Genomic DNA, 14,648 nt, shown 5'->3' on the forward strand with positions numbered 1-14,648 from the left:
TTTATCGCCGGCAGCCGTAGCCCACGGTGATGCACTCGCGGCACCTGGCCGTGGCCGTCGCCGCCCTCGTCGTGCTCGGCGCGGTCCCGTTCTGGGTCGCGCCGGACCGCGGGGCGGCGACGGTCCCCTTCGAGCAGACCAAACAGACCGGGCTGCCGGAACACGTCGTCCGCGAGGCCGAGACCACCCCGCTCGTGATCCCGCGGGCGGAGGTGTACTACTCGCAGTACCGCTACGTCGTCGGCTACCACGGCGTCACGTCGCTGGTCGCGTCGCTCCGGGCACAGGGGAAGGCGGCGTTCGGCCCGCCGATGCGGACGTACGTCTCCGACTTCTCCGGGATCGACCTCTCGCTGACCGACGAGGGGCACCTCCGTGCCCCGGAGGCCGCGCCGACGAAGTGGGTACCGGCCCGGGAGGCGTACTTCGTCGTCGGCAGCGACGCGTCGATCCCGACCCGCGACGCCGCCATCGTGCCGTTCTCGGAGCGGCGGGACGCCGCCGCCTTCGCCGACCGGCACGGCGGCGAGGTGCGGCGGTGGGCGGGCGCGAAGCGGGCGGGGGTCGGCCGCCTCGACCGGACGACCGCGGAGTGGGAGCGGACCGTCGCGGGGCGACTGGCCGACGCGAACGCGACCGCGTCACGGGCGGCCGACCTGCTCGACCGCCCCGTCTCCGTCGTCGTCGGCCGGGACGCGCCGACGCTCGCCGCCGCCGTCGAGCGGGCACCGCCCGACACCACCGTCCGCGTGCCCGCCGGCACCTACCGCGTCGACGGCCTCCGGGTCGACAAGCCGCTCACGATCCGCGGCGCGGGGGCAAACGAGACGCGCGTCGTTGGCGACGGCAACGGGAGCGTCGTCACGGCCGGCGCGGCGCGGACCGCCGTGGCGGACCTCGCGCTCGCCGGGGTCGGCGGGAACCGCAGCGGGGCCGACCGCGACGTCGACGTGCCCGTCGCCGAGGACGCCTGGAACTACGATATCTGGAAGGTCCACGGCTACGGCGACGCCGCGGTCGTGTTCGACGCCGCGGGCGGGTCGCTCGTTGCAGACGTCCGGGTCAACACCACGTCGAACGGCGTGATCGCCCGCAACAGCCCGAACGTGACCGTGTCGAACCTCACGCTGTACGGGACGAAGCGGTGGGACGACGGGTTCATCGGCGTCGTCGCGCTCGGCGGCCGCGCGGTCGTCCGGGACTCGACGTTCCGCGGCGGCAAGGTCGGCGTGTACGCCCACGAGTCCGACGGCGTCGTCGTCTCGAACGCCCGGATGGAGGGGATGATGGTCGGCGTGTTCGACTTCTACGGGGTCCGGACGACGGTGACGAACTCCACGGTCGAGGACACCTGGAACGCCGTCTACGTCGAACACCGGTCGTACGGCACGGTGGTCCGGGGGAACCGCCTGCGGAACAGCCGCAACGGCGTCCTCGTCGCCGGGCAGGCCAACTACGTCGCCGAAAACACGCTGGTCCACAACCGCAACGGGATCGCCGTCCGCGGGGGGTTCTCCCGATACGAACGCAACGTGGTGGCGTACAACCGGCGCGGGTTCCGCGCGATGTCGTTTTTCCCGACCAACCGGGTGAGCGGGAACGACGTCGTCGGGAACGGTCGCCCCGCCGAGATAGACGCGTTCAACGTGCTCCACGTCTGGCGCGGGAACCACTGGGCGGGCGCGCCGGGCGTCGACGCCGACGGCGACGGGCGGCTCTCCCGGTCCTACCGGCCGACCGGCACCGTCGACAGCCGCGTCGCGGACGCCCCCGGCACGCCGACGCTCGCCCGGTCCCCGACCGTCTCGTTCATCCGGGCGCTCCGGGACGTGGTCCCGGGGATCCGCGGCGGGGGACTGGTCGACGCCGGGCCGCGCGCCCACCCGACGCGCCCCGGCACGGTCGCCCGCGTCGTCGGGGCGTACGACGGCGTCGGGCAACACGCCGACGACGACCCGTGGGACTTCCGGCAGTGACTGGCTATCCCTCCCCTTCGGACTGGTACGGTTCGCCCACGGCGTTGCGCGGCAGCAGGTTCATCAGTTCGCTCTCCAGTTCGTCCGCGCTGTCGAACCGCTCCGCGCTGGAGCCGTCGAGCACCTCGCTCATGTTCGCCTCGCCGTCGGCGAGGCTGAGCGTCACGTCGTCGTACTCGTCGATGGCCGCTTCGCGCGAGACGGGGTAGTCGAGGTCCGAAAGGAGCGCGTCGGTCTCGTTCAGCTTGACGGTCCGAGCCATATGGCCGGGTACGCCGCCCAGCGGCTTAGGCGTGTACCGGTGGCTACCGTACCTGTCGCGAACCGAAAAAGAGGCCGCCCTCAGCCCTCGTAGCCCGCGTACTCCATCAGGTCCGCGAAGATGTCGGAGTCCATCGCCGACTCGTAGACGATGCCGCCGACCATCCCGCCGGGGTAGACGTCGCCGTTCATGGCGTGGCTGACCTTGTGGCAGTGCATGAGGTAGATGCCGGGGTCGGCGTCGGCCTCGAACTCGAGGGTGTGGCGTTCCGCGGGCGCGATGTTCGTGATGTCCATCTCGTGCTGTGCGGCCTCCGGGACCTGCCCGCCGTCCTTCGCCACGCGCCGGAACCGGTGGTTGTGCATGTGGATCGGGTGGGACATGTACCCGTTGTTGGCGATGTGCACCCGGACGGTGTCACCCTCGGAGACGATGAGCGGCGACCCGTCCTCGGGGTGGAGCGTGCGCGGCGCGACCTTCCCGTTTATCGTGAACACGTCGGGGTCGCGGTCCCGGGGGCTGTAGCTCACGTCCTCGCCGGCGAACTGGCGGTTGATCCGCGAGTCCCAGTCCTTGACCGTCAGGAAGTACTCCCGGTCGGCCGGTTCGTACCCCTCGGGGTCGACACGGAAAATGCCGTACATCCCCATGTCGATGTGCCGGTGGGTCTGGTAGTGGCAGTGGTACACGTGGGTCCCGGGGGTGTTGGCCGGGATCTCGTAGGTGTGTTTCTCGCCCGGCGGCACGGTGATGCCCGTGGTCGTCGGGACGCCGTCGTTCTCCCAGGTCTTGCGCACGCCGTGGAAGTGGACCGTGTGCGGGTGGTTGCCGTCAGTGTTGTCGAGGGTCACTTCCATGTCCTCGCCCTCCGTCGTCCGGATGATCGGCCCGGGGACGCTGGGGTCGCGGTCGTCGGCCTGCCACGCCCACACCTGCGGCAGTTCGACCGGGCCGCCCATCGTCTCGATGGGGTGAGCCTGGTGGACCGCGGGCACCGAGGACAGCGTCAGCTGATTGTCCTGCTCGTCGACGTTGACGATCTCCGGCGGGGAGGTGGTCGGCAGGTCCTGTGCCGCCGCGGTGGCCGTCGTACTGGTCGACCCCGTGTTGCTGGTCGGGGCCGAACAGCCGGCCACCGCGCCGACGCCCGTCGCGCCGGTCGCCGCGATGAATGCTCGCCGTGACATACCGTCTCCAGGGGCACCGATGTCCGTCATTGTACACCTGAACGTGAGAACTCCGCATAAAAGAGGGCGATCCGGATTCCTGAGATCTGAGAATAGCCCTCCCGCCGCGTCGACGGGCGGACGTGCGGGACGGTCCGCGCCGCCTCGGTGCCCCTGGAGAGAGCGACGGCCGGACGACTGCCCCGCTGTTTGCGGATACGTACCACGCCCGGGTGAGTCCTACGCCGTACGTGTTCGTCCGCGGCCGACGAACGGTCACACCGAGTTCAGTAATACATAGTTAATCGGTAAAATCCATGCGTCCGTTAACTATTTCTGCCAATCTCGTGATCGAGCATTCGTAAAAAGTGAGAATAAACAGCTACTCGGCCAGCAGCCGGTCTGCGGCCGAGCGGGCGACGGCGACGAACCGCCGCCGACGCGACGCATGAACGGCCCCGGTCGGCTCGTCGAGGCGCTCGCACGGCGGACGCTGCTCCGTCGAACGCTGCGACCCGTCGTCGCGTTCGCGGCCGTCGTCGTGGCCGGCGTCGCGGGCTTTAGCGCCCTCGGTGGCGTCGGTGTCGTCGACGCGCTGTTCTGGCTGCTCGACCCGACGAGCATCGAGCTTCACTTCCGGGAGCACGACGGCCCGGCGCGACCGGTCAAGGCCTACGCCATCGTCGTGCTCTCCGGGCTGGTCGTCGCCGGCCTGTGGATCGGCGAGACGCTGTTGTCCGCCGCGTTCGGCGGGCGGATACGGGAGGAACTCAGGGACATGCAACTCGAAGGGAACATCGACGCGCTAGAGGACCACGTCGTGATCTGCGGGTACGGCACGTTCGGGAAGACCGTCGCCGGCCGGCTCCGCGAGGCGGACCGCGACGTGGTCGTCGTCGAACGGCAGGAGGCACAGTACGAGCGGGCGATAGAGGACGGCGTCCTCGCCGTCAGCGGCGACGCCCGGCGGGACGAGACGCTCGTCGACGCCGGCGTCAAACGGGCCGACACCGTCGTCGGCGCGATCGACGACTCCAACGCGAACATCCAGATCTCCATCGCCGCGAGCCAGCTCGCCCCGACGGTCACCCTCGTCGTGCGCGCGGGTGACGAGCGCGACGAGACGCTCGCCCGGCGCGCGGGCGCGGACGAAGTCGTCATCCCGGAGGTCGTCAGCGGCGAACAGGTGTCGACCGACATCTGACGCCGCTGACGCCGCCGCGAACGACGTGCCGTTCGTCCTCAAGGTCCATGGGCACCGCGACGACGAGCAAGCTGTTTCATATATCGGGATATGATTTACAGCCCGAGCAACGACCGCGCTCGGTCCCCGTCCCCGTCGGCGACAGCGGCGGCGATGCCCGGGACGTCGGCGTCGTCGGGCACGAGCTGGGGGTATTTGCGCCGGAAGTAGCCGACCACGTTGTCGACGTCGCGTTCGAGGAACTCCTCGGCGTTCTCGTGGTCGGTCGGGACCGACTGGGGCCAGTCGAAGATCGTGATCCCCTGCTCGTTGACGAAGACGTTGTACTCGCTCATGTCGGCGTGGACCCGCCCCTGGTCGTACGCCTCCGCCAGTTCGTCGAGGATCAGCCCGAGCACCGGGAGGACCTGCTCGTCCTCCAGCCTGGTCCGGGACAGCTCCACCCCGTCTATCTTCTCCATCACGATAGCGTGGCGGTTCTGGTCGACCGGCCTGGGGACGGAAACGTCGGGGTAGACGGCTTCGAGCGCCTCGTACTCGCGCTCGGCCGCCTTGCGCGCGGTGTACAGCCACGAGACGTGTTCGCGGTCGGACGTGTAGTCCCGTTCCTTCATCACCTCGCGGAAGTTGGTGAAGCCCTCGCGGTGATACTTCAGGGCGAGGGGCTTGTACGACTGAACCTCGTACACGTCGCTTTCCTTCCCGACGCCCAGGGAGGAGCCGAATCCGGAGATCGTATCGCGCTCGACGAAGGCATGGAGCGCCAGCGCGTCGTACCCCTCGAACTTCAGCCGGTAACCCTCGTACTGGATCGTCTTGCGCTCTATCAGGTCGCGGTCGAGACACCGGTCGAGGCGGTAGTCGACGTCCTCCTGTGTCAGCCGCGAGAACTCCGGGAGCTTCTCGCGTCGCACCCACTCCGAGAACCGCATCCCCTGTTCGACGCCCGACAGCAGGTAGAAGTCCTCGGGTTCGAGGTCGGGGAGCATCTCGGCGACGTTCTGCACCATAGGGAGCCGTAGCGGGCGGGCGGGTTTAAGCCCGGTGCGTCGGGGCTGTGGGGACGGGTAAACCACTATCGGCTATATGAAATATGGGTTCGGCGGTCGCGCGCCGCTGCACAACGCATTTGCCGCGACCCGCCGTATCGGAGTGCATGACCGACGATTCCGGGCTTGGGTCCCCGCTTTCCGACGACGACTGGCGGCTCGTCCGCGAGGAACGGCGCTCCGGCGCGATGAACATGGCGCTGGACGAGGTCGCCGCGGCGACCGCCTCGTCGGGCGGGCCGCGAACGGTCAGGGTGTACCAGTGGGGCCCGAGCTGTCTCTCGCTCGGCTACCGGCAGGACCCCGACACGGTCGACTGGGCGTACTGCGACCGGAGCGGCGTGGACGTGGTCCGCCGGCAGACCGGCGGCGGCGGGATCTACCACGACACGGTGGCCGACATCTCCTACTCCATCGTCGCGCCGGCCGACGAACTGCCGGGCGACCTCATGGAGTGTTACGACCTGCTCTGTACGCCGATCGTCGAGACGTTCCGCCGGCTGGGCGTGTACGCGGAGTTCGCCGAGGACGACCTGCCGGCGATCCACGAGCCGGCCTGCTACCTCCGGGCGGTCCACCCCGCCCACGACCTGCTCTGTGGCGGGCGCAAGATCAGCGGCAACGCCCAGTACCGCCGGAAGGACGCCGTGATCCAGCATGGGTCGCTGCGGTTCGACCTCGACGTCGACCGGCACCTGAGCGTCTTCTCGAACCCCGAGGCCAGCCGCGAGGAGTTCTCCGGCCGTGTGACGAGCATCACCGACCACGCCGACGTGTCGCGGGAGGAGACCGTCGAGACGCTGGAGGAGTGCCTCGCCGAGTGGGCCGACGCCCGCGACGGCGGCTGGAGCGACCAGGAACTCGACGACGCACGGCTCCGCGCCGAGCGGAAGTACGAGAGCGAGTCGTGGAACCGCCACCGCGAGGACCCGACGTAGGCGGGCGGCGGGCCGCGACGCGCCGGCGGCGCGGAACGAAGTACCTTTGCCGGTCCGGTCGCTCCCCGTACACATGCGAGTCGGAGCACACGTGTCGATCGCCGGCGGCGTCGACAACGCCGTCGAGCGACAGCGCGACGTCGGCGGGAACTGCGGTCAGATATTCACCCACTCCCCACAGGTGTGGCAGGACCCCAACATCGGCGACGACGAGGCCGAGGCGTTCCGGGCGGGGACGGCCGAGAAACTCGACGGGCCGTGGGTGATCCACTCCTCGTACCTCGTGAACCTCTGTACGCCGAAGGACGACCTGCGGGAGAAGTCGATCGACTCGATGCAGAAGGAGGTCGACGCGGCCGACACACTCGGCATCGAATACGTCAACGTCCACCTCGGAGCCCACACCGGCGCGGGCGTCGACGGCGGCCTCGACAACGCCGCGAGCGCGCTGGACGAACTGGACGTGCCCGACGGCGTCACGGTGCTGGTCGAGAGCGACGCGGGGAGCGGCACGAAACTGGGCGGCGACTTCGAGCACCTCGCGGAAGTGCTCGACCGCTCCGAGCAGGACCTGGACGTCTGTCTCGACACCGCCCACGCGTTCGCCGCGGGCTACGACCTCTCGACCGCCGAGGGCGTCGAGGAGACGGTCGCGGAGTTCGACGAGGTCGTCGGGCTGGAGCACCTGGAGTGCGTCCACCTCAACGACTCCAAACACGACTGTGGCACGAACAAGGACGAACACGCCCACATCGGCGAAGGCCTGATCGGCGAGGAGGGGATGCGCGCGTTCATCAACCACCCCGACCTCGCGGACGTGCCGCTCGTGCTGGAGACGCCCAACGAGGACGGCAAGGGCTTCGCCTGGAACGTCGACCGCGTCCGCGAACTCCGCGAGGACTGACGCCGGCAGGTAGCGGGGCACCGCCGGCCGCGAGCCAGTTCGCTTTTACTCGCCGGGGGGCAATCCCGGTTGTGCGACAGTTCGACGCCGAGTACCTCGAACACACCCGCCGCGGGATGTGGGCCGACTCCCGCGCGGCGCTGGCCCCGCTGGGGCTGTCCGACGCCGACCGCGTCCTCGACGTGGGCTGCGGCACGGGGGAACTGAGCCGCGTCCTCGCCGAGGAGTGCCCCGGCGAGGTCGTCGGCGTCGACGCCGACCCGGGGCTGCTGGCCGTCGCCGGCGAGCACGTCCCCGTCGTCGCGGGCGACGCGACGCGGCTCCCCTTCCCCGACGACTCCTTCGACCTGGTGACCTGCCAGGCGCTTTTGATCAACCTGCCCGACCCCGCGGCGGCGGTCCGGGAGTTCGCGCGCGTCTCCCGGGACCGCGTCGCCGCCGTGGAGCCGGACAACGGCGCTGTCAGCGTCGAGTCGACGGTCGACGCGGAGGCCCGACTGGAGGGCCGGGCGCGCGACGCCTACCTCGCCGGCGTGCCGACCGACGTGTCGCTGGGCGGGACCGGCACCCGGCGGGCGTTCGACGAGGCCGGCCTGACCGACGTCGAGACGCGGCGCTACGACCACGAGCGGACCGTCGCGCCGCCGTACTCCGAGCCGGCGCTGGCGGACGCGAAACGGAAGGCCAGCGGCGCGGGGCTGGCCGACGACCGCGCGACGATGCTCGACGGCGACCTCTCGGCGGAGGCGTTCGACGCGCTCCGGAGCGAGTGGCGCGCGATGGGCCGGGACGTGGTCGAGCAGATGCGGGACGGCGACTACCGCCGGACCGAGGTCGTCCCCTTCTTCGTCACCGTCGGGCGGGTGTAAACGGCGGCAGGCGGCGCGCCGTCCGCCTGCAGCGGGGACGGTCCGCCGGCCGCGCTCCGAACCGGAAGCGTTGAACCCCCGGCGTCGGACGGGTCGGTAAGGGATGCGCGTCAGCCACTACTTCGAGTGGGAAGAGCAGATCACCGGCGGGCACGCCCAGTCGGTGCGCCAGCAGCGCCAGATACTCGACCGGCTCGGCATCGAGTACACGACCGAACCGGACCTGTCGGCCGACGTGCTCCACCTCAACAACATGGGGCCCAAGTCCGTCTACTACGCGCGGAAGGCCCGAAAGCGGGGCGTGCCCGTCGTCGTCCACGCTCACCAGACCGCCGAGGACTTCGAGGAGAGCTTCGCGTTCTCGAACGCGCTCGCGAAGCCGCTCCGGCCGTACCTGGAGTACGCGTACTCGCTGGCGGACCTGCTCGTCTGTCCCTCCGAGCACAACCGCGCGGTGATAGAGGAGTACGTCGACGTCCCGACGGTCGTCGTCAGCAACGGGTTCGACCCGGACCGGCTGACCGACTTCGCGGACCTGCGGGCGGAGTACCGCGAGCGGTACGACCTCGACGGCCTCGTCGCGTTCATGGTCGGCCACGTCATCGAGCGCAAGGGGCTGTCCGCGTTCGTCGAGACGGCCCGGGCGATGCCCGACGTCGAGTTCGTCTGGTTCGGCTACCTCGACCCGACGGGCGGCGGCGCGATAGACCGCCTGCTGCGGAGCCGCGAGACGACGAAGACCGTCGAGCGCGCGCCGGCGAACTGCACGTTCACGGGGTACGTCGAGGACATCCGGGGGGCGTTCGCCGCCGGCGACGCCTTCTTCTTCCCGACGAAAAACGAGAACGAGGGGATGGCGCTGCTGGAGGCGATGGCCTGCGGCAAGCCGCCCGTCGTCCGGGACATCCCCACGTTCGAGTGGCTGGAGGACGGCACGCACTGCCTCAAGGCCGAGCGCGACTTCGTCGACCCGCTGGACCGCCTCCGGGACGCCGACCTCCGCGACCGGATCGGCGGGAACGCCGCCGAGAAGAGCGAGCGGTTCGAGATAGCGCAGATCGCCGAGAAGTACGAGGACGTGTACGGCCGCGTGACGTGACCGGCGGGCCGCCGGCGGACGGGAATTTCGCCCGCTGACCCGCCCGGACGCGACCGCCGCCCGTTCCGCGCGGCCGGACAAATGTCAACGTACCGTCGCGGTGATTTATATCGTCCGGCGAGAGATTCGTTGCCGATGACGGGGGTGTACGCGGTCATCGGGGGTAGCGACGGCGTCGGAACGACGACGGCGACGGCGGCGCTCGGCGCGTCGCTGGCCGAGCGAACGCACCGGGTCGCGGTGATAGACGGCGACCGGGACGGACCGTCACTGGGCGGGGCGGTCGGCGTGACGGCCGACGGGCCGACCGTCGAGACGGCGTTGCGGGGACGAGCGTCGCTGTTGGACGCGACGTACCGGGTCTCGCGGAACCTGGACGCCGTGCCCGGCGACGGGTCGGACGACGGGAACGGGACGCGCCTCGGCGCGGCGGCGGACCTGGTCGCCGCGGCGCGGGAGCGATACGACGAGGTTCTGGTCGACGTGGGCGCCGGCGAGACCCTGGAGACGGCGCTGTGGGCGGCGCTCGCCGACCGCGCGCTGTTCGTGTCGACGCCCGACGACGACGCGCTGGCGGGCGTCGCGACCGGCCGGCACGCCGTCGAGTACCTCGGGACGCCGGTCGAGGGCGTCGTGCTGAACCGGGTCGCGGCGGACGACGCCCCGGACGTGGACGCCGTCGCGGCCCGGGTCGACGCGCCGGTCGTCGCCGCCCTGCCGTACGACGAGGCCGCGGTGGCCAGTTCGGCGGTTGGCGCGCCGGTCATCGACCACGACCCTGACAGCCCGGTGGCCGCCGCCTGCTGGGAGCTGGCCGGGCGGCTCGGCGACGGCGACCTCGCGGACGACCCCGTCGTCCCTGCGGCGCTTGCCGACGGCCCCGTGGAGGGGACTGCGGCCGAGGACGACGACCCGACGGCCTCGGAGGACGCGGGGCGGTCCGACGACGGGTTCGACTGGGCCGCCCGCGAGTCCGGGGACGACGGGCCGGCGAACGCCGACTCCGGGCCGGGGACCGACGAGCAAGCGGATGTCGCCACTGCGCAGGACGGCGAAGACGGGGGTGCGACGCCGACCGACGAGGAGGCGGTCGCCGCGGCGTTCAAAGAGCGGATGGACAACGTGCGGGACCAGCAGGGGTCCGACCGGGAGGCGGAGCAGGGCCGCCCCGGCGAGGGGCGGGGCCTCCTGACCCGCCTGCTCGACTAAACCACGTCGCCCCGGACCGTCGCACCCTCCTGCTCGGCGCGCCAGGCGTGGATCTCGCCCGCGGCGGTCTCGGCCTCCTCGGGGTCGAGGCCGAGCATTTCGAGGGATTCCGACAGCGTCGGGAAGGGGAGTTCGCTCGCCCGCAGTTTCGCCATGGCGTCCTCGCTCCGGGTCCCGTCGACCCACAGGCACGCGCCGCGGGGGTCCAGTATCTCCTCGTACGCGCCGCGGTCGACGGCACCGCGGAGCCGCTGGGTGACGTTGTCCTCGAAGCTCGCGTTGCACACCTCCAGGTGGATCGGCTCGTCGTCGTCGACCAGGTGGGCGGCGAGGCACTTCTCGGGCGCGGCGTGGCCGTTCGGGTTCGCCCGCAGCAGGTCGGGGTGTTCGTCGGCCCACTCGGCGCGGACGGACTTCCCGACCCCCTGAATCCCGTGGGAGTCGACGAACTCCGCCTCGCGGTCGGCGTCGCCGTCCATGAGGATGTCCTTGGTGAGGTACACGTCCAGCCGCTCGACGGGGTCGAGGCCGAGCGCCACGTCGCCGTACACCCACACCTCGCGGACGGGGACGGGCATCGGCTCGGTCTCGACGGCGTCGACGATCGCCTCGACGCGGTCGAGCGCGTCGTCGCGGTCCAGGCCGGTCATTGCCCGCCGGTAGTGCCCCGACCGGCAAAACGCCTTCGTGCTGGTGTCACCGTGGAGTCTCCGCGCCGCTCGGGACCGCGGCGATGGGACCCACCAGACTGTTTTTGTAAGCTACCGTCGAAGACGACGCCATGGAGCGACGCACGTTCGGCGGGGACGCCGACGGCGCCGAGGACCTCGTGTTCGTCCTCGGCTGGGGGAACAAGCTGTTCCACGAGAACGTCCGCTGGCTGGTCGACGAACTGGTCGACGCCGGCTACCGCGTCCACGCCTTCCGCATCCCGACGACGATCCGCGACTTCCGGAGCGAGTACGTCGAACCCGTCGCGGAGTTCGTGCGCGACCTGGACGGCTACCGCCTGCTCTCCCACAGCACGGGCGGGCTGATCGCCGCCCACCTCGACGGCGCGACGCGGCGCGTCTACCTCAGCCCGTTCTGGGGGTTCCCGGAGGGACCGGAGGAGCCGCTGTACGACCTGCTGGCGAAGCTGCCGGTGAGCGCCGAACTGCTCCCCGCGGGGACCGCCGACCGCGAGGCCCTCGGCGACCTGGCGACGGACCGCCAGCTGGAGACCGGGGCCGACGCCGCCGCGCCGACGTGGATCCGGGAGTGTCTGGACGCGCAGGCGAACCTGCCGCCGATCGACGACGACGCCGTCGTCTTCTGCAGCCTGCGGGACCGCGTCGTCAGCACGCGGGCCATCGGGGAGCGCGTCCCCGCGGACCGGGTCGTGCTGTACGACGGCGGCCACGAGCTGTTCTCCTCGTCGTCGCGGGAGCGCCACCTGCCGACGCTGCTCGCCGCGCTGGAGGAGGGCGCGGCGGCCGTCCGGGAGCGGTAAGCTCGGGCCAAGGCGGGGGATACGGAGGCCCCTCCCGAGACGAAACCGTGATGGGCGGCGCTCGGCAAGGGACCGGTAATGGACTGCGACAAGTGCGACCGCGAGGCGGTGATGCACGCGGCCTACTCCGGGTCGCACCTCTGTGACGCCCACTTCGCCGAGTCTGTCGAGCGCCGGGTCCGGAGCCGGGTCCGGGAGGACAACCTCCTGCCGCGGTCGGCGACGCCCGAGGACCCCGAGACGTGGGTGATCGGCCTCTCCGGCGGGAAAGACAGCGTGGTACTCACGCACATCCTCGACGAGACGTTCGCCGAGGACCCCCGCGTCGAGATGGTCGCGCTGACGATCCACGAGGGGATCGAGGGGTACCGCGACGAGAGCGTCGCCGCCTGCGAGGAACTGGTCGCCGACCTCGACCTGCGCCACGAGATGGTGTCCTACGCCGAGGAGTTCGGCGTCCGGATGGACGACGTGGTCGAGGACGACCCCGAGAACATGGCCCCGTGTGCCTACTGCGGCGTGTTCCGGCGCGACCTGCTGTCGCGCTACGCCGCGGAGTTCGACGCGGACAAGCTCCTGACGGGCCACAACCTCGACGACGAGGCCCAGACCGCGCTGATGAACTTCCTGGAGGGCGACGTGGCCCAGATGGCGAAACACTACGACGCCAGCCTCGGCCCGTTCGGCGACGGCCCCGACGCCCGCAACGCAGGCAGCGAGTTCGTCCCCCGCGCCAAGCCGCTCCGGGACGTGCCCGAGAAGGAGGTCGCGCTGTACGCCCACCTCGCCGACCTGCCCGCCCACATCACGGAGTGTCCCCACGCCAGCGAGGCCTACCGCGGCGAGATCGGCGACCTGCTGCTCGGCCTGGAGGAGAACCACCCGGGCGCGCGCCACTCCATCGTGGCCGGCTACGAGGAGCTGGCGTCGATGGCGTCCGAGCGCTACGCCGACGCCGGCGAGCGCGACACGAACGAGTGCGAGGAGTGCGGCGCGACGACGACGCGGGACCGCTGTCGGAAGTGCTCGCTGCTGGACGCGCTGGCCTAACTCGGGCGTCCGGCCGTCGCGGCCGCGACGTACCCCCCGACCGCGCCGAACAGGGCGGGGTAGAGCAGGCCGGCGACCAGCACCGCGCCCACCGGGTCCGCCCCGAACTCGACCGCGTAGGTGACCGGCTCCGAGCCGGCCCGCGTGGCCGACGCCTCCCAGGAGAGCAGGACCGCGCTCGCCGCCGACAGCGCCGCGTAGCCCAGCCCGACGCTCATCCCCGCCTTCACCGCCCGCTTCTCCGCGCGGTAACCGAGGTAGCGGGCGGCGAGGAACCCGCCGACGGCCAGCGCGAGCGGCGGGAGGACGTAGAGGACGGCGTCGGGACCGTACTCCATCACGACGTCGTAGGACGCCGACTGCCCGCCGCCCTCCGCGGAGAAGGTCCCGGCGGGTGCGACGCCGTGGAGGTCGTGGTAGAGCCACGCGACGAGCTGGGTCGTCCCGGGCGGGTCGACGCCGATCCCGTCGAGGAACGCGGACTCGATCCCGCTCCGTGCGGTGGAGTCCCGCACGAACAGGAGGTCGCCCGACGCCATCGCGTCGTCGAGCGGGTCGCTCGCCAGCAGATAGGTACCGAGAAAACCAAACAGGAACGCGACCGCGCCCGCCGCGGCCCCGGCGAGCGGGAGCGACTGGGGCGTGCCGTACCGGGCCGCCCAGCCTCGCCCGCCGCCCCCGGACCGTCCACGGGTCGCCCGCCGGGCGGCCCGCTGTGCCGCATCCACCGGACGGGACCACGGGGACTCGCCGCGGCGGTCCGACCCGCCCGTGCGGCCCCCGCGGTTCCGGGAATCCGAGTCGCCCCTGGCGCGACGGCCGCCGTTCGCGGCCGTCCCACCCCCGCGACCGCCGGTCCCGTCGTCCGGGGCGGCGTTCCCGTCGACCCCGCTCGCGACCGCCGACCCGCTGCTCTGCTCCGGTTTCGCTCCGTCCCGGCGCGACGGCTCGGCGTCGTCGTCCCGGTCGCCGTCCGGCGCGGGGTCGGTGGCCGCGGCGTCGGCCGTCCCCTCCGCCGCGTCTCCGCCGGCCGGGTCGGGCGTCACCGACGCGACCGTCGGCGCGCCCATGAGGTGCCGGCGGGCCGTCTCCGGGTCGACCGCCGCCGCGTACAGCGTCGTGACGGTCTCGCCGGCGTCGAGCCGCCGCTCGTACTCGACGGTCCGGTCGCCCGTCGCCCGCCAGTTGTCGGCGTCGAACTCCGGGTGGAACTTGACCGCGTCCGTCGGGACGGCCGTCGGGACCGGATCGCTTACGGTCACCGTAACCGGGTCGTTGCGGAGCGACTGGATGCGAAACACGACGACCGGGTCGGGAAACCGCTCGGCGTCGAACGCCTTCCGAACCCACACCCCGTCCCGCGATGCCTCGGCCGTACTCATTCGATGTATAACGGGAAGCTGCCGTGATAAAAACTCCGACGACCGGCC

14 protein-coding genes are annotated in these 14,648 nt (G+C 71.3%); 9 read left to right on the forward strand and 5 right to left on the reverse strand.

Annotated features, from left to right (window positions below):
- Window positions 1-29: 29 nt before the first annotated feature.
- Window positions 30-1,976 carry a NosD domain-containing protein gene (locus tag EYW40_RS03255; protein WP_135820181.1) on the forward strand — a complete coding sequence of 649 codons (1,947 nt, stop codon included), beginning with the start codon at window positions 30-32 and terminating at the stop codon, window positions 1,974-1,976.
- A gap of 4 nt (window positions 1,977-1,980) precedes the next feature.
- On the opposite strand, the gene EYW40_RS03260 is transcribed toward EYW40_RS03255, so the two are convergent.
- Window positions 1,981-2,238, reverse strand: a complete 258-nt coding sequence (locus tag EYW40_RS03260; protein ID WP_135820182.1) for a DUF5789 family protein — start codon at window positions 2,236-2,238, stop codon at window positions 1,981-1,983.
- 80 nt (window positions 2,239-2,318) lie between these two features.
- Window positions 2,319-3,455 carry a multicopper oxidase domain-containing protein gene (locus EYW40_RS03265; RefSeq protein WP_135820183.1) on the reverse strand — a complete coding sequence of 379 codons (1,137 nt, stop codon included), beginning with the start codon at window positions 3,453-3,455 and terminating at the stop codon, window positions 2,319-2,321.
- 397 nt (window positions 3,456-3,852) lie between these two features.
- Between EYW40_RS03265 and EYW40_RS03270 the strand changes: the two genes are divergently transcribed.
- Window positions 3,853-4,608 carry a potassium channel family protein gene (locus EYW40_RS03270; protein WP_135820184.1) on the forward strand — a complete coding sequence of 252 codons (756 nt, stop codon included), beginning with the start codon at window positions 3,853-3,855 and terminating at the stop codon, window positions 4,606-4,608.
- Window positions 4,609-4,703: 95 nt separating this feature from the next.
- Here the strand turns inward: EYW40_RS03270 and EYW40_RS03275 are convergent, their stop codons facing one another.
- Window positions 4,704-5,618 (reverse strand): serine/threonine-protein kinase RIO2, encoded by a 915-nt coding sequence (locus EYW40_RS03275; protein WP_135820185.1) that lies wholly within the window; start codon window positions 5,616-5,618, stop codon window positions 4,704-4,706.
- A 146-nt stretch (window positions 5,619-5,764) separates the two neighbouring features.
- On the opposite strand from EYW40_RS03275, the gene EYW40_RS03280 reads away from it, so the two are divergent.
- The 5 genes from EYW40_RS03280 to EYW40_RS03300 all read left to right on the forward strand — a co-directional run bounded on the left by EYW40_RS03280 (window position 5,765) and on the right by EYW40_RS03300 (window position 10,676).
- Window positions 5,765-6,595 (forward strand): lipoate--protein ligase family protein, encoded by an 831-nt coding sequence (locus tag EYW40_RS03280; RefSeq protein WP_135820186.1) that lies wholly within the window; start codon window positions 5,765-5,767, stop codon window positions 6,593-6,595.
- A 73-nt stretch (window positions 6,596-6,668) separates the two neighbouring features.
- On the forward strand, window positions 6,669-7,499 hold the full coding sequence (locus EYW40_RS03285; protein WP_135820187.1) for a deoxyribonuclease IV: 831 nt from the start codon (window positions 6,669-6,671) through the stop codon (window positions 7,497-7,499).
- 116 nt (window positions 7,500-7,615) lie between these two features.
- Window positions 7,616-8,368, forward strand: coding sequence for a class I SAM-dependent methyltransferase (locus EYW40_RS03290; protein WP_375137146.1), 753 nt, complete (start codon window positions 7,616-7,618; stop codon window positions 8,366-8,368).
- Window positions 8,369-8,471: 103 nt separating this feature from the next.
- Window positions 8,472-9,467 carry a glycosyltransferase family 4 protein gene (locus EYW40_RS03295; protein ID WP_135820189.1) on the forward strand — a complete coding sequence of 332 codons (996 nt, stop codon included), beginning with the start codon at window positions 8,472-8,474 and terminating at the stop codon, window positions 9,465-9,467.
- A gap of 135 nt (window positions 9,468-9,602) precedes the next feature.
- Window positions 9,603-10,676, forward strand: a complete 1,074-nt coding sequence (locus EYW40_RS03300; RefSeq protein WP_161973152.1) for a MinD/ParA family ATP-binding protein — start codon at window positions 9,603-9,605, stop codon at window positions 10,674-10,676.
- On the opposite strand, the gene EYW40_RS03305 is transcribed toward EYW40_RS03300, so the two are convergent.
- Entirely contained in the window at window positions 10,673-11,326 is a 654-nt protein-coding gene (locus EYW40_RS03305) for a DUF7095 family protein (RefSeq protein ID WP_135820191.1), read from the reverse strand. The genes EYW40_RS03300 and EYW40_RS03305 overlap by 4 nt on opposite strands.
- A gap of 131 nt (window positions 11,327-11,457) precedes the next feature.
- On the opposite strand from EYW40_RS03305, the gene EYW40_RS03310 reads away from it, so the two are divergent.
- Together EYW40_RS03310 and ncsA are read left to right on the forward strand one after the other, a co-directional pair.
- A complete protein-coding gene (locus EYW40_RS03310; RefSeq protein ID WP_135820192.1) occupies window positions 11,458-12,168 on the forward strand; it encodes an alpha/beta fold hydrolase in 711 nt (236 codons plus the stop codon).
- Window positions 12,169-12,246: 78 nt separating this feature from the next.
- Window positions 12,247-13,218: a tRNA 2-thiolation protein NcsA gene (gene ncsA / locus EYW40_RS03315; RefSeq protein ID WP_135820193.1), complete on the forward strand. Its 972-nt coding sequence runs from the start codon at window positions 12,247-12,249 to the stop codon at window positions 13,216-13,218.
- On the opposite strand, the gene EYW40_RS03320 is transcribed toward ncsA, so the two are convergent.
- A complete protein-coding gene (locus EYW40_RS03320) occupies window positions 13,215-14,600 on the reverse strand; it encodes a DUF7978 family protein (protein WP_135820194.1) in 1,386 nt (461 codons plus the stop codon). The genes ncsA and EYW40_RS03320 overlap by 4 nt on opposite strands.
- Window positions 14,601-14,648: the final 48 nt, after the last annotated feature.

The sequence above is a fragment of the Halostella litorea genome, assembly GCF_004785955.1.
Lineage (GTDB): Archaea > Halobacteriota > Halobacteria > Halobacteriales > Natronoarchaeaceae > Halostella > Halostella litorea.

What these genes read in the sequence shown, in the direction of transcription:
- EYW40_RS03255 (WP_135820181.1), top strand. Translation starts at nt 30, where the DNA reads ATGCACTCGCGGCACCTGGCCGTGGCCGTCGCCGCCCTCGTCGTGCTC.
- EYW40_RS03260 (WP_135820182.1), bottom strand. Translation starts at nt 2,238, where the DNA reads ATGGCTCGGACCGTCAAGCTGAACGAGACCGACGCGCTCCTTTCGGAC.
- EYW40_RS03265 (WP_135820183.1), bottom strand. Translation starts at nt 3,455, where the DNA reads ATGACGGACATCGGTGCCCCTGGAGACGGTATGTCACGGCGAGCATTC.
- EYW40_RS03270 (WP_135820184.1), top strand. Translation starts at nt 3,853, where the DNA reads ATGAACGGCCCCGGTCGGCTCGTCGAGGCGCTCGCACGGCGGACGCTG.
- EYW40_RS03275 (WP_135820185.1), bottom strand. Translation starts at nt 5,618, where the DNA reads ATGGTGCAGAACGTCGCCGAGATGCTCCCCGACCTCGAACCCGAGGAC.
- EYW40_RS03280 (WP_135820186.1), top strand. Translation starts at nt 5,765, where the DNA reads ATGACCGACGATTCCGGGCTTGGGTCCCCGCTTTCCGACGACGACTGG.
- EYW40_RS03285 (WP_135820187.1), top strand. Translation starts at nt 6,669, where the DNA reads ATGCGAGTCGGAGCACACGTGTCGATCGCCGGCGGCGTCGACAACGCC.
- EYW40_RS03290 (WP_375137146.1), top strand. Translation starts at nt 7,616, where the DNA reads ATGTGGGCCGACTCCCGCGCGGCGCTGGCCCCGCTGGGGCTGTCCGAC.
- EYW40_RS03295 (WP_135820189.1), top strand. Translation starts at nt 8,472, where the DNA reads ATGCGCGTCAGCCACTACTTCGAGTGGGAAGAGCAGATCACCGGCGGG.
- EYW40_RS03300 (WP_161973152.1), top strand. Translation starts at nt 9,603, where the DNA reads ATGACGGGGGTGTACGCGGTCATCGGGGGTAGCGACGGCGTCGGAACG.
- EYW40_RS03305 (WP_135820191.1), bottom strand. Translation starts at nt 11,326, where the DNA reads ATGACCGGCCTGGACCGCGACGACGCGCTCGACCGCGTCGAGGCGATC.
- EYW40_RS03310 (WP_135820192.1), top strand. Translation starts at nt 11,458, where the DNA reads ATGGAGCGACGCACGTTCGGCGGGGACGCCGACGGCGCCGAGGACCTC.
- ncsA (WP_135820193.1), top strand. Translation starts at nt 12,247, where the DNA reads ATGGACTGCGACAAGTGCGACCGCGAGGCGGTGATGCACGCGGCCTAC.
- EYW40_RS03320 (WP_135820194.1), bottom strand. Translation starts at nt 14,600, where the DNA reads ATGAGTACGGCCGAGGCATCGCGGGACGGGGTGTGGGTTCGGAAGGCG.